23 protein-coding genes are annotated in these 22,509 nt (G+C 36.2%); 12 read left to right on the plus strand and 11 right to left on the minus strand.

Features of this window, described 5'->3' with window-relative positions; all coding sequences use genetic code 11:
* Nucleotides 1-34 precede the first annotated feature (34 nt).
* The 5 genes from JKA74_RS01050 to JKA74_RS01070 form a co-directional block, all read right to left on the minus strand.
* Nucleotides 35-646: a hypothetical protein gene (locus JKA74_RS01050; RefSeq protein ID WP_201429295.1), complete on the minus strand. Its 612-nt coding sequence runs from the start codon at nucleotides 644-646 to the stop codon at nucleotides 35-37.
* On the minus strand, nucleotides 627-962 hold the full coding sequence (locus JKA74_RS01055; protein ID WP_201429296.1) for an STAS-like domain-containing protein: 336 nt from the start codon (nucleotides 960-962) through the stop codon (nucleotides 627-629). Before JKA74_RS01055 ends, JKA74_RS01050 begins: the two co-directional genes overlap by 20 nt.
* Complete coding sequence (locus JKA74_RS01060) at nucleotides 947-2,032, minus strand: hypothetical protein (protein WP_201429297.1); 1,086 nt, start codon at nucleotides 2,030-2,032, stop codon at nucleotides 947-949. Before JKA74_RS01060 ends, JKA74_RS01055 begins: the two co-directional genes overlap by 16 nt.
* 93 nt (nucleotides 2,033-2,125) lie before the next feature.
* Complete coding sequence (locus JKA74_RS01065) at nucleotides 2,126-3,490, minus strand: Shedu anti-phage system protein SduA domain-containing protein (RefSeq protein WP_201429298.1); 1,365 nt, start codon at nucleotides 3,488-3,490, stop codon at nucleotides 2,126-2,128.
* 1,667 nt (nucleotides 3,491-5,157) lie between these two features.
* Nucleotides 5,158-5,838 carry a Crp/Fnr family transcriptional regulator gene (locus JKA74_RS01070; protein WP_201429299.1) on the minus strand — a complete coding sequence of 227 codons (681 nt, stop codon included), beginning with the start codon at nucleotides 5,836-5,838 and terminating at the stop codon, nucleotides 5,158-5,160.
* 218 nt (nucleotides 5,839-6,056) lie between these two features.
* Between JKA74_RS01070 and JKA74_RS01075 the strand changes: the two genes are divergently transcribed.
* From JKA74_RS01075 to JKA74_RS01085, 3 genes are all read left to right on the plus strand, one after another.
* Nucleotides 6,057-6,605: a CopD family protein gene (locus tag JKA74_RS01075; RefSeq protein ID WP_236587472.1), complete on the plus strand. Its 549-nt coding sequence runs from the start codon at nucleotides 6,057-6,059 to the stop codon at nucleotides 6,603-6,605.
* Nucleotides 6,606-6,781: 176 nt separating this feature from the next.
* Entirely contained in the window at nucleotides 6,782-7,468 is a 687-nt protein-coding gene (locus JKA74_RS01080) for an SCO family protein (protein WP_201429300.1), read from the plus strand.
* Nucleotides 7,443-7,910: a c-type cytochrome gene (locus JKA74_RS01085; RefSeq protein ID WP_236587473.1), complete on the plus strand. Its 468-nt coding sequence runs from the start codon at nucleotides 7,443-7,445 to the stop codon at nucleotides 7,908-7,910. Before JKA74_RS01080 ends, JKA74_RS01085 begins: the two co-directional genes overlap by 26 nt.
* A 572-nt stretch (nucleotides 7,911-8,482) precedes the next feature.
* On the opposite strand, the gene JKA74_RS01090 is transcribed toward JKA74_RS01085, so the two are convergent.
* Nucleotides 8,483-8,908, minus strand: coding sequence for a hypothetical protein (locus JKA74_RS01090; RefSeq protein ID WP_201429301.1), 426 nt, complete (start codon nucleotides 8,906-8,908; stop codon nucleotides 8,483-8,485).
* Between the two features lie 155 nt (nucleotides 8,909-9,063).
* The gene (gene recA, locus JKA74_RS01095; protein ID WP_201429302.1) at nucleotides 9,064-10,107 is read right to left on the minus strand and encodes a recombinase RecA; all 1,044 of its coding nucleotides are present in this window, start codon (nucleotides 10,105-10,107) and stop codon (nucleotides 9,064-9,066) included.
* Nucleotides 10,108-10,210: 103 nt separating this feature from the next.
* Here recA and JKA74_RS01100 point away from each other — a divergent pair, with 103 nt between their 5' ends.
* The 9 genes from JKA74_RS01100 (at nucleotide 10,211) to tsf (ending at nucleotide 18,016) form a co-directional block, all read left to right on the plus strand.
* Nucleotides 10,211-11,338 (plus strand): hypothetical protein, encoded by a 1,128-nt coding sequence (locus tag JKA74_RS01100; protein ID WP_201429303.1) that lies wholly within the window; start codon nucleotides 10,211-10,213, stop codon nucleotides 11,336-11,338.
* 53 nt (nucleotides 11,339-11,391) lie between these two features.
* Nucleotides 11,392-12,381 (plus strand): aminopeptidase, encoded by a 990-nt coding sequence (locus tag JKA74_RS01105; protein WP_201429304.1) that lies wholly within the window; start codon nucleotides 11,392-11,394, stop codon nucleotides 12,379-12,381.
* Between the two features lie 110 nt (nucleotides 12,382-12,491).
* Nucleotides 12,492-13,181 carry a response regulator gene (locus tag JKA74_RS01110; RefSeq protein ID WP_201429305.1) on the plus strand — a complete coding sequence of 230 codons (690 nt, stop codon included), beginning with the start codon at nucleotides 12,492-12,494 and terminating at the stop codon, nucleotides 13,179-13,181.
* A gap of 111 nt (nucleotides 13,182-13,292) precedes the next feature.
* Nucleotides 13,293-14,375 (plus strand): sensor histidine kinase, encoded by a 1,083-nt coding sequence (locus JKA74_RS01115; RefSeq protein ID WP_201429306.1) that lies wholly within the window; start codon nucleotides 13,293-13,295, stop codon nucleotides 14,373-14,375.
* 29 nt (nucleotides 14,376-14,404) lie between these two features.
* On the plus strand, nucleotides 14,405-15,121 hold the full coding sequence (locus JKA74_RS01120) for an RluA family pseudouridine synthase (protein WP_201429307.1): 717 nt from the start codon (nucleotides 14,405-14,407) through the stop codon (nucleotides 15,119-15,121).
* Nucleotides 15,122-15,403: 282 nt separating this feature from the next.
* Complete coding sequence (rplM, locus tag JKA74_RS01125; RefSeq protein WP_317193560.1) at nucleotides 15,404-15,847, plus strand: 50S ribosomal protein L13; 444 nt, start codon at nucleotides 15,404-15,406, stop codon at nucleotides 15,845-15,847.
* Nucleotides 15,848-15,858: 11 nt separating this feature from the next.
* A complete protein-coding gene (rpsI, locus tag JKA74_RS01130; RefSeq protein ID WP_201429309.1) occupies nucleotides 15,859-16,245 on the plus strand; it encodes a 30S ribosomal protein S9 in 387 nt (128 codons plus the stop codon).
* 30 nt (nucleotides 16,246-16,275) lie between these two features.
* Nucleotides 16,276-17,052: a 30S ribosomal protein S2 gene (gene rpsB, locus JKA74_RS01135; protein WP_201429310.1), complete on the plus strand. Its 777-nt coding sequence runs from the start codon at nucleotides 16,276-16,278 to the stop codon at nucleotides 17,050-17,052.
* Nucleotides 17,053-17,185: 133 nt separating this feature from the next.
* Nucleotides 17,186-18,016 (plus strand): translation elongation factor Ts, encoded by an 831-nt coding sequence (tsf, locus tag JKA74_RS01140; protein WP_201429311.1) that lies wholly within the window; start codon nucleotides 17,186-17,188, stop codon nucleotides 18,014-18,016.
* Nucleotides 18,017-18,605: 589 nt separating this feature from the next.
* On the opposite strand, the gene JKA74_RS01145 is transcribed toward tsf, so the two are convergent.
* Genes JKA74_RS01145 through JKA74_RS01160 form a run of 4 tightly spaced genes read right to left on the minus strand, consistent with a single transcriptional unit; the run spans nucleotide 18,606 to nucleotide 22,508 of the window.
* Nucleotides 18,606-19,226, minus strand: a complete 621-nt coding sequence (locus JKA74_RS01145; protein WP_201429312.1) for a TIGR04282 family arsenosugar biosynthesis glycosyltransferase — start codon at nucleotides 19,224-19,226, stop codon at nucleotides 18,606-18,608.
* On the minus strand, nucleotides 19,219-19,725 hold the full coding sequence (locus JKA74_RS01150; protein WP_201429313.1) for a rhodanese-like domain-containing protein: 507 nt from the start codon (nucleotides 19,723-19,725) through the stop codon (nucleotides 19,219-19,221). The genes JKA74_RS01145 and JKA74_RS01150 overlap by 8 nt, the downstream gene beginning before the upstream one ends.
* Nucleotides 19,722-21,026: a glycosyltransferase 87 family protein gene (locus tag JKA74_RS01155; protein WP_201429314.1), complete on the minus strand. Its 1,305-nt coding sequence runs from the start codon at nucleotides 21,024-21,026 to the stop codon at nucleotides 19,722-19,724. The genes JKA74_RS01150 and JKA74_RS01155 overlap by 4 nt, the downstream gene beginning before the upstream one ends.
* A 6-nt stretch (nucleotides 21,027-21,032) precedes the next feature.
* On the minus strand, nucleotides 21,033-22,508 hold the full coding sequence (locus JKA74_RS01160; RefSeq protein WP_201429315.1) for a cellulose synthase family protein: 1,476 nt from the start codon (nucleotides 22,506-22,508) through the stop codon (nucleotides 21,033-21,035).
* Nucleotide 22,509 lies beyond the last annotated feature (1 nt).

The following is a 22,509-nucleotide window of genomic DNA, read 5'->3' on the forward strand; positions in this document are numbered from 1 at the left end:
GGGTGCTATGCACTATAAACCTTGTTAGCCACATTTATTTATTATTAATTTTCATTGTAATCTTGAAAATTAGCCGTTCAATATCTATTAATGCAGCTTCAACTTTGTTTACCTGTTCAAGTCTAATTCTCTCAATACCATCTTTAACTGTTTTACTTGCTCTGCTGGTTACTTTTTCAGGACAATCAGTTAAAAGCTCCCATATATCTCTTACTTTGTTGTTAAGTTCAGTAGCAAGCGTGTCATTTTCTTCAATGAATTTGTATTCCTTGGCTAGCTCGATAATTGAATTAATCTTTTTGCGTAATATTTTCATATCCGATTTGGTTTCGGGTGTATCAAAATTATCATTGAGTAATAATTTAGATATTTTAGAATTACAAAGCAACTTGAATTCGCTTAGATAATTAATTAATAAATCCTTTTCGTTTTTTTCCAAATCATTTTTTTTGGAAAGAGTTCGAGTAACATATATAGCTAGCATTACAGTAATGCCTAGTGTTAAGATTTCTAGTGGATTAATTTCAATATTTACTTGATTGTTAACGCTCAATACTGTCCATTTTTTAATTAATAGACATGAGTAGAACCCCACTAAGTAGAATACACCTCCTATAATTAATGGTTTAGTTATTTTTTTCAGCATGTTCTATGTAGTGTTTTATGTCATCAATTAAATAGGGTTCTTCCTCTGATATAAATTCTAGAATTGAATTCACTTGGTTTTTTCCGAAATTACGTGCTAACCCACCAAAGACTTCTTCAAGCCATGAAGTACCATAACCTATTGTTCCATCTAAGTTTACAGTCAGCTTTTTTTTGTCTTTTATCGCTTCTTTAAATTTTGGAATCAAATAATCTTCCCTAAACTCTTCACCAGAGTGAGCATTTTTACCTTCATCTTTTTTGCGAGTACCGGGTACAATAGAGAAATCTTTTACCCTAATTATGATATTATCCATTCTGAATTTATGTTATCCTTGTTTAATTCCCAGAAAGCAAATGTGCCACTGAAATTTTTATTTAATTTTTTATAATTGTCATTCTCTACATCTGAGAACACATCATTACTTATAATATGAAGATTACTGATTTGATTTCTATCTTGAACTTCTTTTATTCCTGGCAATCCTTTTCCTCTAAAATGCTCTCCAGTAACAGTCATATGAACATCTCCGTTGAGAAGAAGTTTTAAAATATCATTATTAGAACCGTATTTAAACCTATTTGATATTTTCTCTATTGCTCCAGCCCATTTACTATTATTTGGTTTGTTTTTTAAGCTTTCAAAAATACCTACGCCATAATCAATAAAGACAAAAGATACTTTTTGCTCTTTTTTGTTGTGGTTGACAGAAAGCCACCAATGTTTGACTCCTTTGCCTCCAGTATCTGCATGATTATTAGTGTTATGCATTAATTCAAGCAATACGCGTTGTAATCCTTTGCAAGTGCGTTTTTTACCCCAAATAGTTTCACTTACCTCTTCCATTACAACTAATCCTAATTCAGAATTGACCTCTTTATTTGCTCTTGTAAATATTTGATTTGGTTTACCTACGTTATATTCGAGTTTGTTTCCTACAGGTCTATTTAAATATTTAAAGAAATCAGAATCGATTAAAAGTTTTTTTAGGTCTGGATTCTCAGGAAATGAGCCATTAAAATCAATATTTCTAGATTTAAATGTAAACATAACTGAAACTAAAATTGAGATAGCCGAATAATCTAATTCCTCAATTAAAGAAAGGTCAACAAATACTTTCTTTCTATTTTGATATTGTCGTTCTAGTTTGTGAATGAATTTGATTGTTTCTTCAGGATATTTAATGAACGAAAATTTGTTTGGTGCAGAAATTTTTATGTACCTTTTTAATAAATCCTCTTTTTTAAGTTGCTCTACACTTTTACCTTGTTTGTCTCTTAATTTTTTTTTCTTCTTTTCTTTACTAACGAGTTTTCTTTTATGAGACTTTACAGCTCGCCTTTTGTTAGCTTTTTTATATTCTGACGTACTGTAATACTTTTTCATTTTTCGTAATACATGTTTTCTTAAATGTAATCATTTTCAAATTTAGCACTAACTGCCCAATGACCTATATTTAGTGTTGTGTGTAGTTTTCACTTACTCTTTCGCTAATTCTAATCTAGTTCTAGCATGTTCTAATAGTTCCGAATAATTAAGAATTTTAATGTTTTTGTACGAGCCTTTTATTTCTCTAAAAGCTCTCAATCCATTTTCATTGTAGTCTGCTTTTTTTAGCTTCTTTTTTGTCTCTGCGGATAACTTGTTGTAGTCTTTGGTTAGTGTTTCCCAAGAACCTATAAGGATTAATGCTGTTGGTCTAATCGTTTCAATAAAGGTTGTTCCTCCAACTAGGTCATTTACATATTCCCTTATTTTCTTCCCATCAATTTTGTATTCTTCATCATTATCCTTCGTGACAGCAGTTATATATCGTTCTGCTTGAGCTACAGCAATTGACAGACTTTTTGACGGGTAAAATTTTCCTCTACTGCTATCATAATCTAAGATTGTTTCATCTGTTCTTTTTAATTCAACAACTTCAATATCACCTAAATGAGTAATCAAAATCAGGTCGAATTGTGACCTTGATTGTGAGTCCGTAGTTAGCACGTATTTATCTGTGTTCAATAAAGCTGGAACTCCAAAAAGAGTGAATTGTCCATAATCACTTAATATCCTTTCTATTAAATGTTCAGGACCTGTTATACTTGCTTTGCTATACCCAAATTCGTCACTTCCAAATTGCTTCGCCTTAGATGCATTTAAGTCCGTATCCTCTAATAATTTTTCAATTGTTTCTATCAGCCATTTAACTTGTTTGTTTACCTGCTTCTCAATTATAACTTGATTGGTATCTCCTGAATCAAGGTTGTTGGATAATAAAATTAAATCCGCTTTAGTAAGTTCCCCACTTGCAATCATTTCTTGCAATAAGAGGGAGTAATTTCTTGTGACATCAGCGACATCCACATTTAGGTTATAATCAGACTTTAAGAAAGGGGCAATGCGACTTGTGAATCTTGCTTTGCGATCTTTCCCTTCTTCCTTATCAATTTTTAAAATAGTGTCGTATAACTCTTTTGTTATAGATATTGATTTCCCAGCTACTTTACTTTCAGTTGCTCCAATGGTAATTGAATCAAAAAGTGTGGAGCTAACATTTCTGAAAAGGTCAACAATTTTTCTTGCACCAAAAGGTGGGTTTATTGGATTAGAACCCAAAAGATTTAAGTTGTCGTGATTTAAAGGAATTCTTACTATAAAATATTCTTCAATCAAGTCTTCTATTTTACTAGGGTAATATCTACACTTCGTGTATTTGATTAGTTTAGAAGAATATTCAAGTAGGATTTTATTTCTAACCTTAATTTTTTTGTTTTCTTCTTTAACTTCTGGCTCAGAAGTCAGCTTATTCAGTTTTGTCTGAAGTTTCTCTAAAGGTGACTTTTTATATCGAGCCATAATTCATTATTTAATTCAGATTAACTTTTTTTTAAAGTACTGCAAGTCAATTATTTAATTTTTATTAATTCTTTCAATTTCTCTGCCATCCCTTTAGCACGCGGAGTCAATGCCTTTGCTATAGGAGGACTTAAGGCAAACAATAACACAAAAGTTGTCATTATATCCGCTATATTTTTAATTAACCGACATCAAACGAGTGTAAACGCTTACTGTCATTTATACACAGCTTTATGCCGGTTACTGTATTCAAAGTGATGAACATAAACCATTACTTTATCTAATCCTAATAGCTCATCGAATAGCATAGCAAAATACCACATGTAGGTAGTGCTTCTTACACTAAAATGATGGAAAGTGTCAAAAAAAACAATTTCCCCTCACAACTAAACAATGTCTTCTTACAGTCGTGCAAGGCCTTCTTACACTCGTGCAAAGCCTTCTCACAGTCATGCAAGAGCATATTACACTCGTGCAAGGGCATCTTACAGCCATGCAAGGTCTTCTTACAGTCATGCAAGACCTTCTTGCAGTCATGCAAAGCCATCTTACACTCGTGCAAATCCTTTTTTATCAACTAAATGCTATTGCTTTTGTAAGAAAATCAATTCACTAACATTGAGTGCTAATTGGCATCTAAATGTCTGACATTGAGTGAAGCACTGCGCTAGTTTTAGCTGTAAGGTTCAATCTTAATTCTTGATTAGCTAATTCAGTAAAAGCCAATGTCTGACATTGGTAACAGAAACTAATAAAGTTCCCAGACAATCTCAAATGGAGGGATGCGGGAGGCTTACGCTAGCTTATCCATATCCCTGATCAGGATTTTTCTTCTATCAAAATTTCACTAACAATTGAGTGCTATTAGTGGCGAGCCTCAACAATACTTTATTGTCAGCGTGCAGGCCACGCAATCTTTTTCCGGATTAATGGAGGTTTCAAAATACCCACTCAAGCTCGGGATGAGCTTCTTCTTAATAGGGTTGGGTTTTGCCTCAGGCCAGCTCCGTAGGAGCGACATGCTCTCAATATTGAAAATCCGTAGAGTCCTGCGGAACTCTACGGATAGGTGAACTCTACGGATAGGTGAATAGACGAGCGAGTGTTTCATCGGTCGGTACGGCTATAAGCCGTCAGACCGTTAGTTTCCATTCTTTCTAAATCGTTGGCTGAGGTTTCTATATCTGTAGCTTGTTATTGAGGCTTTAAGCAACCTCCGGTACTGACCTGTGGTCTGACCTAACGATTTGCTCGCTGCCATCACCGGTCAGTCTTCCACATTTTCCTTGAGGAGGATTAGCCTTGATCTAAAAAATAAAAGTATATGATTTCGAATATACATCCCAGCTCCAGAGGAGCTTCATCTTAATAGGGCTGGTTTTCGCATCGGACTAACTCCAGAGGAGCGACATACTGCTCGCTCGTGAAGACACAAGTCGAGGGCGGGGAGAGAATGTTGGCCATCATCGGGCGGTTAGATGGATCAATAATTCTCGAGAGTGGTATTTGAAGCGTTACAGAAAGCCCGAGTCAAAGACTCTCAATTATTGAAAATCCGTAGAGTCCTGCGGAACTCTACGGATAGGTGAGTAAAAGCCAATGTCTGACATTGGTAACAGAAACGAATAAAGATCCCAGACAATCTCAAATGGAGGGATGCGGGAGGCTTATGCCAACTTATCCATATCCCTGATCAGGATTTTTCTTCTGTCAAAATTAATGAGGTTTTTATCTCTTAGCTCATTCAGCACAGTAGTGACTGTTTGGCGTGAAGTCCCTGTGAGCGAAGCTATATCTTTATGGGTCAAATAGCTGGGTATCATCGTTTCATAACCTACTTTTTGTCCCTTTTCTTCAGCCTGATCCCTCAGGAAATCCACAATTCTGGTGCGGGCATCTTTAAAAACCAACGATTCGAGTCTGCGTTCTACTTTGCGCAAGCGTAAGCCAATAATTTTAAGCAACTTAAAACTCAGAGGTTTATTGTTGGCCATGAGCTCGTTCATATCATCCAAACTCATTATGCATACAGTAGTATTATTGTCCATTGATTGTGCAAAGTCCGATCTTTTATCTTCACCTGCCAATGCCATTTCTCCAAATAATTCCCCTTTTCCTAATATGGCTTTCACTATTTCCTTTCCGTCATCTGTATAGGAGCCAATTTTTACTCTCCCTTCGGCTATCATATAAATATGCTGGGAATTTTCTTCAGGGAAGTAAATGAATTGATCTTTCTTAAATAAATTAGGAATGTGTTTTTCATCCATTCCTTTTACCTTATGTGGGCATAAAACATTGAACAAGTCCACATTTTCAAAGTACCAAAGATTAGATGTTTCAGACATAAAAAGCTAATTATTAAAATAATGACCAATATACTATAAAACGATTTAAACTTTTCAGTTTTTCATCTATCTATGTTTTACTGATAGAATTAATTCTTATTTATTACTTTTGCGAAGCTTCATTTTATTGAGAGGGGAAGCAAACTACAATTATACTATTTTAAATAGATCCTACTTGAGAAAGGCTATTGTTGAACGATTGACATTTTAACTTTATAATGTATCTATATCTAAAATCGCTGCATATTATTTTTATAGTTACCTGGTTTGCGGGGCTTTTTTATATTGTGCGATTGTTTATCTATCAAACAGAAGCACTGCAAAAAACGGAACCTGAGAAATCAATTTTACATAAGCAGCTAAGTAAAATGTCCCGATTGTTATGGTATGTCATTACCTGGCCATCCGCCATTATTACCCTGGTGTTGGCAACCTCTTTATTGGTATTGCAACCCGACTGGCTTAAAATGCCTTTTATGCATATCAAGCTGTCGTTTGTGTTTTTGCTGTATTTATATCATTTTTCTTGTCATTATATTTTTAAAAAATTACAGAATGCCGAACTAAAATATACTTCCACGCAATTACGTATTTGGAACGAGGTAGCTACACTCTTTTTAGTGGCAATAGTATTCCTTATTGTGTTGAAAAATCAAGTGAACTGGATTTGGGGTACCTTAGGCTTTATTGCATTTGGAGTGCTCCTAATGGTAGCTGTTAAAATTTATAAAGCTATTCGGGAAGGTAACTCTAAAAGGAAAGCATAATTCGGATTGAAATTGAGTAGGTAAATTTTATAAATCATTAATTCATGAAATGAGCATGATTGAGAAACATCAATTGAGGATGAATGTCAATTTCGCGAATTCTCCCGAAGGGATCCCTTTGGGACATAGCCTGCCCCGGCTAATCGGGGTGGTAACATAAAAACGAATTTAAACATATGAAATTAATAAAAAGCATTATATTTTTAAGCATTGCCAGCTTTTTGCTGTTAGCATGTGGCAATTCCAACGAATCTAAAAAGACAAAAGCAGAAGAGGAATTTCCGATATTAGGAAGGAAGCAATTTGTTGAACGTCAGGTGAATGGTAAAACTGTTACCGATACACTTGATCATACTGTTCCTGATTTCAGATTGGTTAATCAGGACAGTGTTTGGGTTACTCCGGAAACTTTTTCAGGGAAAGTCTATATCGCTGATTTCTTTTTTACTTCCTGCCCCACTATTTGTCCAACAATGAAAAAAGAAATGCTCCGGGTTTATGAAGCCTACAAGGACAATGATGAGGTAGCTATTATTTCCCATACTATTGATCCGGAATATGACACAGTTGCATTGTTAAAGGATTTTGCAGAAAGACTGGATGTAGAAGCTCCTAAATGGCATTTTGTAACAGGTGAGAAAGAGGAGATTTACGAATTAGGACAGAAAGGCTATATGGTTACAGCCCTCGAAGATGAAAATGAGGAAGGTGGATTTATACACAGTGGGGCGTTTATCCTGGTGGATAAGGAGCGAAAAATCAGAGGTGTTTATGACGGAACTCAATCTTCTGATGTAGATCAGTTAATAAAGGATATTCAAAGACTTTTGGCTACTTATGATGCACCAACCACTGGTATTTAGGCTCCTGTTAATATTTATTGTTTTAATATTGAATGCCTGTGGCACTTCTACAGAGTTTGATAACCAGGCAACAGAAGGCTATTCCAATGCTGAAAAGCAGAAATTTGCCAAATACATGATTCAAGGCAAAAGCTTGTATACTACCTATTGCAGCAATTGCCATCAGACTGATGGGGAAGGTTTGGGTAAATTATATCCCCCATTGGCTCAATCAGATTATATGTTGGCCGATAAAGAGAGAACAATCTGTCTCATTAAAAAAGGGTTAACGGGAGAAATTGAAGTAAATGGTATTAGTTATGAACAAGCAATGCCCGGATTGAAGAATTTGTCAAACCTGGAAATAGCTGAGATTACTACTTATGTCTATAATTCATGGGGTCATGAAACAGGTTTTGTCAGGGTGGAAGAGGTTGAGAAAGCACTTAGAAATTGTGAATAAGTAGCGTACTCTTAATAAATACTCCAATGTTTGAAAACCAAATAAACTCCAGAATACGGGACAAGTTTTGCTCGAGAAAGCGGGTGGGAGGACAAAAGAGATAACTTGAACCTAATCAGCAATTTCTTACTTTAGCGTTTGAACTCATCCCGATCCCGATTACTCGGGACCACCCTTCTCTTCCCAAAAGAGAAGGGAATATTGACTTCAGCCTTTTTTGAATAAAGAATCTTTGTGCTTCTAACAAATATTAAGGGGAGTGTTAATTTATACGAGATTTCTCCCCTCTTTCCTTGGGAGAGAGGGGACAGATTTGTCGAAGACGAATCAGGGGTGAGTTCTGAAAAAGGTGGATTGGCAACTAGCCAACAGAGCTAGTTATATAGTAGATAAAAGATTAAAAATAATTTTGTTTAATAATGCTTGAAACTTAAGTGAAACCTCAATGTTCAATGAATTCCTGTTTTTTGGAGGTTTAGTACTTAGATTTAAATTTTATAACCATTAATAAAGGCAAGGATACTCAGTTTATTGGTAAAATTCATTTTTCAAGAGTGCCCTAAGTAGGGTTTTCACTCAGCTTTTTCCTGGTTCAAATAAGTTTTTGCTTCGGTAATGGAGCTCATCATTAACTGTTTCACCATTTGAATGGCTACTTTCTCATTTTTCAAGTACTCAATTTTTTCTTCATCAGTCATGTTTTCCATGCTGGCATTATAGTTCCTCATCCAGTTCATCATCTCTTCATCAGCCTCGTCAAGGTGCAGTATATGGTTATGGATTGCAGTCATTTCTTCTGTTTGAGATGAATCCAATACACTTTCCCTTTCCTTCAATGCTTTTTTTAGTTGCATAATCTCGTCCATTTTTGGCATTACTTCATCATGGATTCTTATTACTTCTTCCTTGAGGGAATTGACTTCTTTTTCCGAATCGGTACATGAAATGAAAGCTGTGGAAATAAGACACAAAAACATTAATTGATATAGTTTGACCATTTGAAGAAGTATTTAAGGTTTTAATGGCATTAAGGTAATAATTATTTTTTTTAATTATAATGAGTTGAATAATATTATTTTGTTATTGATTTTTAGACATTAAAAAAGCCCGGAGAATTAGTACCGGGCTTCTATTTCTATCATTAAGAGAGTGCTTATTTTTTAACAGCTTCTTTCTTTACTTTTTCTTTTTCAGCAGGTGAATCACCACTAATGATTTTCCTGATCTTGGTTTCCAGTTCTTCCATCAATTCAGGATTGTCTAAGATTAATGTTTTTACAGCATCTCTGCCTTGGCCTAATTTATTGTCCATATAAGAGAACCATGAACCTGCTTTTTTGATTACATCAAGTTCTACGCCTAAGTCAATAATTTCACCAACTTTGGAAATACCTTGTCCGTACATGATGTCAAACTCTACTACCTTAAAAGGTGGGGCTACTTTATTTTTCACCACTTTCACTTTCACTCTGTTACCTGTGATATTATCCGGCCCTTCTTTGATACTACCAATTCTTCGAATATCTAATCTGACAGAAGCATAGAATTTTAAGGCATTACCACCAGTGGTGGTTTCCGGATTACCGAACATCACACCAATTTTTTCCCTTAGCTGATTAATAAAAATGCAGGAACAACCTGTTTTGCTAATAGCTCCAGTTAATTTTCTAAGCGCCTGTGACATTAGTCTGGCTTGTAATCCCATTTTGCTGTCACCCATTTCCCCCTCCAGTTCACCACGAGGCACCAGGGCAGCTACTGAATCTATTACTACTACATCAAGCGCGCCAGATCTAATCAAATGTTCAGCAATTTCCAAAGCCTGTTCACCATTGTCAGGCTGCGAGATCAAGAGGTTTTCAATATCTATTCCCAGTTTCTCTGCATAGGATTTATCAAAAGCATGTTCGGCATCTATAAAGGCGGCCATCCCACCCTTTTTTTGTGCTTCAGCAATGCAATGCATGGCTAAAGTTGTCTTTCCGGAAGATTCCGGGCCATAAATTTCAATTACTCTTCCGCGCGGTATACCACCTACCCCTAAGGCAATGTCCAAACCCAATGAGCCGGTAGGAATAGCAGGGATGTCAATTACTTTCTCATCACTGAGCCTCATCACAGAACCTTTTCCGTATGTTTTATCTAATTTATCAATCGTAAGCTGTAAAGCTTTTAATTTTTCGTTTTTTTCGCTCATAATATTTTATCTGTAGACCTAATTTGTAAATTGCCGAATCGAATTTAGCAGTATTTGTGGCAATTGCCAAATGCTTTATATTTGCTTTTTAATTTAGCCATCAATGCACGTTAAAAAATCAATTATTTTAGGAGTATTTATTTTTTTAATTCCTTCTTTAAGGCTGTTCGCTCAGCTGGACAATACAGGCTTGGAACAGCCCATCGTAAAAGATACTACTCCCGAAACACCATTTAGCTTCACTTTGCGTGCTTTGGCATTCAATAAAAATAATGAATATTTCAACAAAATAGTAGAGGGATATACACTTTTTGGTTATAGGGTAACACCTGCTATCGGTTGGCAACTGCATGAACAGGTAAAAGTGGAAGGAGGAATGTTTTTACAAAAGGATTTTGGCAACAATAAACTTACCTACGCAATTCCATACTTTTCCATTTTATATGATTGGAATGATAGCCAGTTGTTGCTCGGCAATATCAACGGTTCTATTCACCACAGGCAGATTGAGCCACTGGAAGATTTTGAAAGACTGATGTATGATGTGCCGGAAAGTGGCATTCAATACAAATTTAATCGCCCTAAACTATTTTTGGATGCCTGGGTAAATTGGGAACGAATGATTTATAACAATTCACCTTTTGAGGAACAACTTTCCGGAGGGCTGGTGAGTATTTATGAATTATATAATATGGAAAGAAAAGCCTTTAAATTACATTACCAATTTAAAGGCTATCATAAAGCAGGACAGATTGATACCATTACTACAGATCCATTGATTATTAGATATAATAATTCTTTTGGAATGTCATTTGATGAAAAGTGGCAGCATCCTTTTTTTCATGGATACGAATTGGAAGGACATTTCCTACATTTTTTCGATGATTCAAAAGCGTTTGAATTACCTTACAAACAAGGTTATGGTTACTATTTAAATGGAATGATTGAAACCAAAATAGGGGATTTTATGCTGAGTTATTGGTATGGCGACCATTTTCATTCCTACAAAGGAGGAAGGATTTATCAATCTTTCACTACCAACAACGGCTCCAGGAGGTTTGAGGATGTGAGGCAATTACTTATACTACGCGTGATGAATGAATTCAATATTGGGAAATCATCCACGTTATTATTGAGGTTTGAACCTTATTGGGATATAGAAAACCGTCAATTTGAATTCTCTCACGCCATTTATTTTAATATTTTCAAGACTATTCCTATCACAAAATAAGAAGGTTGATGAAGACGAAGTTTAGATATATTTTGGGCATTTTTCTTTTAATCATGACCTTAGTAATAATAGCTAAATGGGATTTAATAGCTTATGGGTTGATGCAGGCTAAAGGGCAGTGGAAAGTGATCAATGAAGCTGAACCATTAAACTTTTACCTGAATGACAAAGCTGTTCCTGATTCAGTTAAATATAAGATTCACTTAGTAAATGATATAAAAAACTATGCTAAACAATACCTGGAAATGCCTGTTGAGGGTCAATATGATAAAATGTTTGATCAGAAGGGGAAGGATATTCTTTGGGTAATTACAGCTTCCCTACCTTATAAGCTTGAAAGCTATCATTGGGAATTTCCTTTTCTGGGTAAGGTGGAGTATAAAGGGTTCTTTGATGAAGCAAAAGCCCTTCATTTAAAAAAAGAGTTACAAGCCAAAGGTTATGATGTAAGGATGAGACCAGTTTCCGCATGGTCTACATTAGGCTGGTTAAACGATCCTTTATTAAGTAAGGTGCTGGAAAGCCCTGAAGGGAGGTTAGCAGAACTCATTATACATGAACTTACACATGATGTGGTTTATATAAAGGATAGTGTGGACTTCAATGAAAATCTGGCCACCTTTATTGGCAGAAAAGGTGCGGAAGGATTTTTACAACATCATTTCCCTAATGATAGTAGTTATCTGTTAAAGTACAAAAAGAGATCAGCCGATAAACTATTATTGGATAATTTTGTAAGGGATTGGCTACCCAAATTCAGAAAAATTTATCAGGAGATTAAACATGTACCTACTGTTCAAAAGGAGCAACTCAAATATGAAATATTTGAAAAATTCAAGAATGACTTAAAACAAATTAATTTTTCCAATCCCAACTATGCTACATCGATTGTAAATAATAATGAGCTCAATAATGCTCATTTATTATCCTATAAAAGGTACACTGGCACCCAGGCGGTATTGGAGATCGAATTTGAAGAGAAGCATCATTCCGACCTTAAAACCATGCTTAATTATTATAAAAACAACTTTAAATCACTTTAAGCTTGTTGTTAAAATATTTCCTTCATATTAATAAATTGTTAATAAGGAATTTATGGCTTAAATTATAAATATTTTTAGCGAGTTTTATGCTAACAAAACTGAAGATAACTATGGGAAACAAGCAGAATCTGAAAGTGCTTGTCGTGGATGATGAAGCTGATATTCTGGAACTACTGGAATATAACCTTCAAAAAGAAGGTTATGAAGTGAAAACAGCAAATGACGGCAGAAAAGGAGTTGAAATAGCCAGGGATTTTCAGCCACAATTAGTGCTTCTGGACATTATGATGCCTAATCAGGACGGAGTGGAAACTTGTCGTCAATTACGTGACTTGCCTGAAACGGCCAATTCTTTTATTATTTTCCTTACAGCTCGTTCTGAGGAATATTCTGAAGTAGCTGCTTTTGAAAATGGTGCGGATGATTATATTACCAAGCCCATTAAGCCACGAGCCTTAATGAGTCGCATCAATGCTTTTTTCAGAAGAGATGTGAAAAAGAAAAAGGACAACAATAAAATTTCGGTTGGCAGCCTTACCATTGACAGAACTAGTTACACCGTGACCATAGATGGAAAGCAGATCACATTGCCCAAAAAAGAGTTTGAACTTTTGTTTTTTCTTGCCCAGAATCCTAATAAGGTATTCAATAGGGATGATTTGTTGCAAAATATCTGGGGATCAGATGTATATGTTTTAGCCCGTACGGTGGATGTGCATGTGAGAAAAGTAAGGGAGAAAGTTGGGGAAGGTTATATTACTACGGTGAAAGGAGTTGGCTATAAATTCGATTTGCTTTAATTATATTTGCACTCAAAGTTTGGCTGGTAATATTTTGTTCAGTTCCGAAAACACTTTTCCGGGTACTGATAACTTGCCATTACTAATCGACCTTAGGTTCATATAAGTATTATGTTTTTTAATTCAAGGGGCGTTTCCGTATTACTGGCACTGTCGATTTCCATCGTCACAACTGCTTTTTTGAGCTTGTTGGAAAATATCTCCGATGTTGCCCTTTTGCTTACTTTTATCCTTTCAGGTACTAGTTCTTATTTGTTGATTTCAATTGTTTTGGAATTTATCTTCTTTAAGGAAATCAATAGGATCTATGATGTGTTCAACAAGTTGGGCGAGAAGGACTATTCGTTTGTGGAGGAACTGGAAGAGAAAAAGACATTGAATCCCCTGAAAAAAATCAATCAGGAGATATTTTCCTATGCCGCCATAAAACAGCAGGAAATAGAAGAACTTAAAAGAATGGCCGCTTACAGAAGGGAATTCCTGGCGGATGTCTCGCATGAATTAAAAACCCCTATCTTTGCAGCTCAGGGATTTGTGTATACTTTGCTTGATGGCGCAGTGAAAGACAAAGCAGTGAGGGGGAAGTTCTTGAAAAAGGCAGCTAAAAGCCTTGATGGCTTGGAAATGCTGGTGAATGATTTGCTTACCCTCTCTCATATTGAGGCAGGAGAAATCAAAATGCATTTTGAATCATTTAGCCTGATGGATTTAATGCAGGATGTTTTCGAGCAGTTTGAAGGAAAGGCAGATAAGAAAAGCATCGATTTACAATTTGATAAAACCTATGAGGATGAAATTAAAGTATATGCTGACTATCACAGGATTTATCAGGTAATGTTGAATTTGATTTCCAATGCTATCAAGTACTCCGAGGAAAATACCAAAGTAGTTGTAGGTTTTGAAATCAGGAGCAATGAAGTAGAGGTTTCGGTACGCGATCATGGTACTGGCATTTCACCCGATCATATTAAAAGAATATTTGAAAGGTTTTATAGAATTGACAAAAGCAGATCTAAAGATAGGGGAGGTACAGGTTTAGGTTTGGCAATTGTAAAACATATCATTGAAGCCCATGGCTCATCCGTTTCAGTGACGAGTTCATTGGGAAAAGGCTCTACATTTAGTTTTAAACTTCCAAGGAAGATGCAAGGAAAAAACAAACCACTACCATCCGTTAGTAAGCCTTTAGCGTAAGTGTTAATAAAAAGGAATTCAATAACAACATGTACATTAATACATTAAAAAGCCTGATTCTGGATGAATCAGAAGATTACATTTTCATTAATAAACCACCGTTCTTTTCCACCCTATCCGATAGGTACGATTCGATTACCATATTATCGCTTACAAAAGAATATTGTTCTGATGCTCAAATTTGCCACAGACTGGATAAAGAGACATCCGGGATATTATTAATTGCCAAAAATCCTGAGGCTTACAGAAATGCAGCTATACAGTTTGAGAAAAGGAAGATTACCAAAAAATACCACGCTATTGCTGATGGAATCCATGATTTTAAGGAAGAAATAGTTGATTTGCCATTACACCTTACTTCATCGGGCTTTGTAAAAGTTTCTCATAAAAAGGGTAAAACAGCGAAGACTATTTTTAACACAGTGGAAGCATATAAAAAGCACACTTTGGTAGAATGCTTGCCCGAATCCGGCAGAATGCATCAAATAAGAGTGCATTTAGCTGCTTTAAAAGCCTCTATTTCAGGCGATGAAGCCTATGGAGGAAAGCCACTGATGCTTTCCGAATTCAAGAAAAAATACCACACCAGCAAAGATGAGGAAGAGCAACCTATCATGAAGCGTTTTGCACTACATGCCTTGCAGTTGGGATTGACAGACCTTTCGGGAAATTTTATTGTTCGGGATGCTCCTTACCCTAAAGACTTTGCAGTGGCGGTGAAGCAACTGGAGAAAAACAAAAGTTAGGAAGCAGAATTTAAGAAGGTGAAGCTTTTATTTTATGGACCCATAAGATAATCAGCAATTGTCCTTTGTTTTTAATGAGGTGGGAGCAGAGAGCTTCAATCGGGAGCTCGTGAGTTTGAATTGTTGATATTTAACACTCTTTTTTCTAAAGAGTGTTGCATTTAAATTATTAAGAATCTATCTTTGTGTCCCATTTAGAGGGAAGTATGCCTTGTTGAATATTGCATGCAGTTCTAAATGGCTTATTTACAAGAAGTTAAGAACAATCAAAAAGAAAAAATAGTGGATACGCTTAGTTACAAAACCATCTCGGCAAATAACGCTACTGTAAACAAAGACTGGATTGTAGTAGATGCAGCTGGAAAAGTTTTAGGTAGATTTGCAAGTGATGTAGCAAAATTAATCCGAGGAAAACATAAGCCCGGCTATACTCCTAATGTAGATTGCGGGGATAATGTGATTATCATCAATGCTGATAAGATCATTTTGACCGGTAAGAAATGGGATGACCGTGTTTACCAAAGATATACAGGCTATCCGGGTGGACAGCGTGATACGACTCCTCGTCAGTTGAAAGCAAAATCTTCTACTTTATTGGTAGAAAGATCTGTAAGAGGTATGTTACCTAAAAACAGATTAGGTAGGGAATTATTCAGAAACCTTTATGTATATGAAGGCGCTGAGCACCAACACGAAGCACAAAAACCAACAATTAAAGAAATCTAAAAATATAATAGATGGAAGTTATAAATACCATTGGTAGAAGAAAAACATCTGTTGCTCGTTTGTTTTTACAGGCAGGCAAAGGAAATATCACAGTCAACACTAAAGACTTCAAAGTTTATTTCCCTACTGAAATTTTACAAGCAATTGTACAACAACCTTTAGTAACATCTGGAACTGAAGGAACTTTTGATTTAAAAATCAATGTAGATGGTGGTGGTACTGCCGGACAAGCTGAAGCTATTCGTTTGGCTATCTCTCGCGCTTTGTGTGAGGTTGATCCTGAAAACCGACCTGCCTTGAAAAAAGAAGGATTCCTTACAAGAGATCCAAGAATGGTGGAACGTAAGAAATACGGTAGAAGAAAAGCGAGGAAGAAATTCCAGTTTAGTAAACGTTAATCAATATATATCTTTTAAATATAAATTTCTATGGCAAAGCTGGAGTATAAAGACTTACTGGAGGCTGGTGTGCATTTCGGACACTTAACAAGAAAATGGGATCCAAAAATGGCCCCATACATTTTCATGGAGCGTAATGGCATCCATATTATTGACCTGAACAAAACCCTCGCTGCATTGGATGAGGCTTGTCATGCCATCAAACAGCATGTGAGATCAGGTAAAAAGGTAATGTTTGTAGCCACTAAAAAACAAGCACAGGATATCGTGCAGGAAGAGGCTAAAAGATTGAATATGCCTTATGTGACTGACAGATGGTTAGGCGGAATGATGACTAACTTCGCTACTATTCGTAAGTCATTGAAAAAATTGTCTGGTATTGATAAGCTTATGAAAGAAGAAGCATATCTTAACCTGGCAAAAAGGGAGCGTTTAATGATTCAGCGTGAGCGTGAAAAATTAGAGCGTATCCTTGGTGGTATTACTGAGTTAAATCGTTTACCATCAGCATTATTTGTTGTGGATATTAAAAGAGAGCACATTGCTATCAAAGAAGCGCAAAAATTGAACATACCTGTTTTTGCAATGGTGGATACCAATTCTGATCCTACACAAGTTGATTATCCTATTCCAGCCAATGATGATGCATGGAAATCTATCAGCATTATCTTGAAAACTTTCGGTAAAGCAATTGAAGAAGGTTTGATGGAAAGAAAAGCGGAGAAAGACGATGCTAAAATGAAACAAGCAGAAGATGAGAAGAAGGCAGTAGACACTAAAGAGGAGTCCAAAGCATCTGCTGAATAATTATCTCATAATTTTTAATATTGAGTATAATAAAAATTGAACATTGGGCTAGCTTCGATGTTCAATTTTTTTTTACACACAACCTTTTCAAGAGTATTTAATCAAAATATTTAACCATTAAAATTTATCAAGCATGGCTATTACAGCACAAGAAGTAAATAAGCTTAGAAAAATGACAGGTGCCGGAATGATGGACTGTAAAAAGGCACTTGTTGAAGCCGATGGTGACTTCGACAAAGCAATTGAGAACCTTAGAAAAAAAGGACAAAAACTATCTGAGAAGAGAGCCGATAGAGAAACTACTGAAGGAACTATCTTTATCAAAACCAACGCAGACGAAACTGAAGCGTTCCTGATCTCTCTTACTTGCGAAACAGATTTCGTAGCTAAGAATGAAGATTTCCAGAAAATGGGAAATACTATCATTAATTTAGTAACTGAACATAAACCTGCTGATTTGGATGCTTTAAAAGCATTGCCATTGGACGGACTTACTGTTCAGGAAAAATTAGTTGAGTTGATTGGTAAAATAGGTGAGAAATTAGAGATCAGCGATTATGAAAAAATCTCTGGAGAAAAAGTGGTTTCTTATGTACATGCAGGGAGCAAACTAGGTGTATTAGTAGCCTTGAAAAACACTGGTTCTTCTGATGCAAATGCTGTGGGCCGTGATGTTGCTATGCAAATTGCTGCTATGAATCCTGTAGCTTTGGATAAAGATGGTGTTGATTCTTCCATCATTGAAAAAGAAATTGAAATAGGCAAGGAAACGGCTCGTCAGGAAGGTAAACCTGAAGAAATGTTGGAAAAAATTGCTCAGGGTAAATTGAACAAATTCTTCAAAGAAAATACTTTATTGAGCCAGGCATTTGTTAAAGACAATAAGTTAACCATTGCGCAATATCTTGATAGCGCCAACAAAGGTATGACAGTTTCTGAATTTAAAAGAGTAGCCATTGGTTAATTTTTATTTATAATAGTTTGTTAAAGGCTCCAAATGGAGCCTTTTTTTATGCGTTTTGTTTTTCTCATTTAAAATTTATTCTTTGTTTAGCTTTATTGCTATTACTGGTCATTGCGAGCATGCTATTCCGTGCTAGCGGAATTCATGTGAAGCAATCTGTCGGCTATAGACAACATCCTTAGACTAGTCCAACGGAAACCCATTTAAAATTTAATAGTTAGGTGTGGGGCAGGCCATAGTTGAGATCTCTCGCATTGGAAGCTCATTTCCATTCAGTTGCCTATGTTTTCAATTATCAGCTAAGTATCATCTTCGTTACCCTTCATAAGATTGCTTCAGCGCTTTATTGTTTATACTGGGCTATAGAATTTAGAGTAAGTGGCTTCGTAATAACCATTATAATAGTATCAGTTTTATTTTTATCAGTTTTAATTATATCAGCATATATGCCCCACCCAATCCTCCCCGAAGGAGAGGGGATTCGCTCTCGGGAAACTATAATTTTTTAGGTCAAAAGATTGATTAAAATGATTGCAGTATTATAAAATCCAGCTAATGCCTTTAGATCCACAGTTCCGTACTGAAGCAATCACTTTACCCTCATGAGTTTCAACTTATCTTCAGGAATAGTTTTTAAATCCTCTTCTGTATCTATGTCGGTAAGAACTTTTAGCTTTGAGTAGCTAATATTCAGTTGTTCAAAATCATTCAGGGTTTCAGCACTCACAGTTGCTGTACTCCATTCCTTGTTTTCAAATACTCCAGGAATCAGTTGATTCATTCCCAATAGATAATATCCACCATCAGTACTGGGGCCAATTACAGCTTGCTTGTTTTCAAGCACTTTAAAGGCTTCATTAATTGTTTTGGTATCCAGTTCATAGCAGTCGCTCCCGATAATGCAGACAGACGTATAGCCAGCTTTAAAAGAGTTCTCAAATGCCTGGGACATCTTAATGCCCAACTCTCCTTTTATTTGTAAGTGTTTTGAAAAAACCTCATTGGGCCATAGGTCATTTTCATCAATAAAAGAGGAATAATAGACTGCCTTTTGGGAATTGGCAGAAGTGGCCACTTCCTTTGTTCTCTCCAGCATTTGTTGGTAAAACTGTAAAGCTTTTTCATCTCCAATAGTGGCAGCCAGGCGCGTTTTGCATTTGCCCAATTCAGGATTCTTTACAAAAATAATGAGCAGTCTATTGTTATTCATAAACTTTTATGGCTTTATCTTCCTCCAACCACTTCCCCCATTGCTTGTTATAGGTGTGTACACTATCGGTTTTTTCATTTTGCTGATTGATGACAGGCTTCCCTTCGTTTTTCCATTGGAAAATGCCTCCGTATAGGTTTTGCACATTCCTGAATCCTGCCTTCTGTAATTTTTCCCCTATGCGCTCACTGCGGTAGCCTACGGAACAATATACCACGATAGGTTGGCTTTTGTCTATTTCATTATACTTTGAAATATCGAATCTGGCGTAATCCTCAAATTCCGCACCTTCCAGGTGGCTAATGCTAAATTCCTTTGCTGACCTTGTGTCCAAAATTAACACCTTGCTCTGTTTTCTGAGCATATCCAATTCATGAGGGCTGATGGTGGGGACTGTGTTTTTATAAAGGGAGGAGAGTTTTTGTTCGTAACTCTGCTGTCCACAGGCCATGAGCGATTGTAAAAAAGAAAAAACCAGTATTTTCAAGAAAGTTTTCATTTAGAATTAGGTGTAAATTTTGAACCTCTTCTGCCTATTATCTCAAATACGACAAAAGTAAATAACAGGATGTATTCCATAAGAGTGATCCATAGGTTTTCCTGAAATCCCGATTCCGTATATCCAATATAAGTGAAGAAAATCAGAAAAGTCCAGAGGATGGGGAATTTATAATGCGTTAACAGCCCGAAAGCCAACAAAGGCAGGCAATACCAGGGATGCAAAGTGGTTGCAAACAGGCAATATAAAAACCATGTCCACATAAACTTTTCAGCTATACTGACTGATTTCTTAACCATTATATTATAAACCAGTATACTTATGAAACTCAAAATCCCCATCAATGGCCCCGTAGTTGCAATAATGTTATAATTTTTCCACCAATAGCCGAAAGCCCTTGACAAGTAGTAAATGCTACCGTTGAATTCGAAACTTTTAAAATACAAAGAGGAACTTTCTATCATGCCTTTGAAGCCATTTGAGAACAAAACAGGAGCTATACTAATAGCAAAAACCAATCCGGCTATCAGGCAATACTGAAACCATTTTTTGAAAGATAATTTTTTGAATACCGCAGCTAAAAGAATCACTGGTATTAGTTTGAAAGCGATGGCAAAGCCCATCCAAATGGCACTTTTCTTCCATTTTCCTTTTTTATAGTGATAGCAGGCAAGTACTGCAAAGAAAATGATAAAGGCCTCAAAATGCAGGCTTCCTGTCAATTCCAGGATTACCAGGGGGTTGAGAGCGTACCAAATAACATTTTTGGCTGAATGGCCGAATTGTACTAAGGCTTTAGGTAAAATAATTAAAGTGCCAATTTCTGCTGCCAATACAAATAATCTGATAATGACAATGCTGAATGTGGTATTTTCTGCCAATGCAGCTATGTAAAAAAGTAATTGATTAATGGGTGGGTAGATGGAGTAATAAGCAGGTGAGTTAAGGCTGTTGAATAGTGAAGGGGAAAGATGCTGTAACTCTTGGTTAGTGGCTTCCGAAGGAAGAACAGTATAAGCATTCAATCCATTTAACCACATTTTTCCGTCCCAGATAAATCGAAATACATCTTCGGATAAATTGGGTATTAAAAACAAAAGTAATAAACGAAATAGTAGAGCAAATCCTGTTATTTCAGCCAAACTGATTTTATCCCTGGTGGCGGCTAAGTACAGATAAAGACCAAAAAGTACTGTGAATTGAGAGAGTAGTAAAAATGAATCAGACCTGCCGGTAAAATAGGATATGCTTAAAAGTATAAGACCGAATAATGCGATTGCTATTTTTTGTGGCAACTTCATGAGTTACTATTTCATACCTGGTTTCACGGAATGAAAGAACACCATCATGAAACCCATCATAAGCATAAAATGGAAAATTATCAACCCGTAATCTTTTAGATGGAAACCCAGGAAAATACCAAAAGCAAAGTATACAGCCAGTAAAGCTTCCAGCATGCTAAGCCAGCTGAATTGGAGTTTAATGTATTTATTGGTTTTCCAGCTTTCTCCTTTTTGCGATAGATTGAATTTCGGAGTGCGGATAAAATCTGATTTAAAGCCTAGTAAACCTTCTGCCACAGCCAATGCATTGTGTAATGACAAGCCCATGGAAACCGTGATGAAAACGGGGAATGTGCGTATAAAATACCAGCCATGCTTTTCAGGTATGAGGTATTTATTGGCCACCCAATAGAAAATAGCTATTGAGAAAAAACCTACTAAAAAAACACTTCCAATTTGGAATAAAACGAGTAATTCAGGATGGATACTTTTGATGTATAGCATCGGAATGCTCAATAGTGCTGTAATTAAAATAGCAATAAAAATAGAACTATTGAAAAGATGAAAGAAGGCATGTATTTTATTAGAGAGACCAATGTTTGACCTCAATACTTTACCAAAGTTTTTTCGTGCTGTTTCCGCCCCGCCTTTGTTCCAACGGAACTGCTGGGATTTTATGGCAGGCATAATAATGGGTAGTTCAGCAGGTGATTCCACATCTTCTCGATACAAGAACTTCCAGCCTTTCAGTTGTGCTCTGTAGCTGAGATCCAGATCTTCTGTAAGTGTGTCAGCCGACCAGCCACCAGCATCAATAATAGTTTCCTTTCTCCAGACACCCGCTGTGCCATTAAAGTTGATAAAAGAGCCTGCATGGCTTCTGCCTACTTGTTCAATGGTAAAATGTGCATCCAATCCGAAAGCCTGCAATTTTGTGAGCAATGAGTAATCTTTATTCACATGTCCCCACCTTGTTTGTACCACACCAACACCTGGGTGTTGAAATTGTGGGATAGTGGTTTTAAGAAAGTTGGAATCCGGTAAGAAATCAGCGTCAAAAATAGCTATGAATTCAGCATCACTCGCCTCCATCCCATATTGCAAAGCTCCGGCTTTAAAACCTTTTCTGTCGGGCCTTCTTATGAGTTCAATGTTTACTCCTTTGGCTTTCCAGGAATTGATTTTTTCTGTTAAAATTTCTGTGGTATCATCAGTGGAATCATCTAAAACCTGGATTTGCAATAAATCCGAGGGATAATCTAACTGGCACACTTTATCTACCAAGCCACTTACTACATAGCGCTCATTGTAAACCGGTAACTGTACACATACTTTTGGCCAGTTGTCCGGAATTTTTGCTTTGGGATCAATATGTTCATTTTTAGCCTGTTTTTTAGCGCGTAAATAGTGCCATGTTAGGTGTAGCTGTCCCAAACTAAAAAAGAATATGAAGAGCAGGCTTATGCTGTAAACTGCTATGATAATCCACTCCCAATTCATT

Source organism: Marivirga aurantiaca (assembly GCF_016679925.1).
Classification (GTDB): domain Bacteria; phylum Bacteroidota; class Bacteroidia; order Cytophagales; family Cyclobacteriaceae; genus Marivirga; species Marivirga aurantiaca.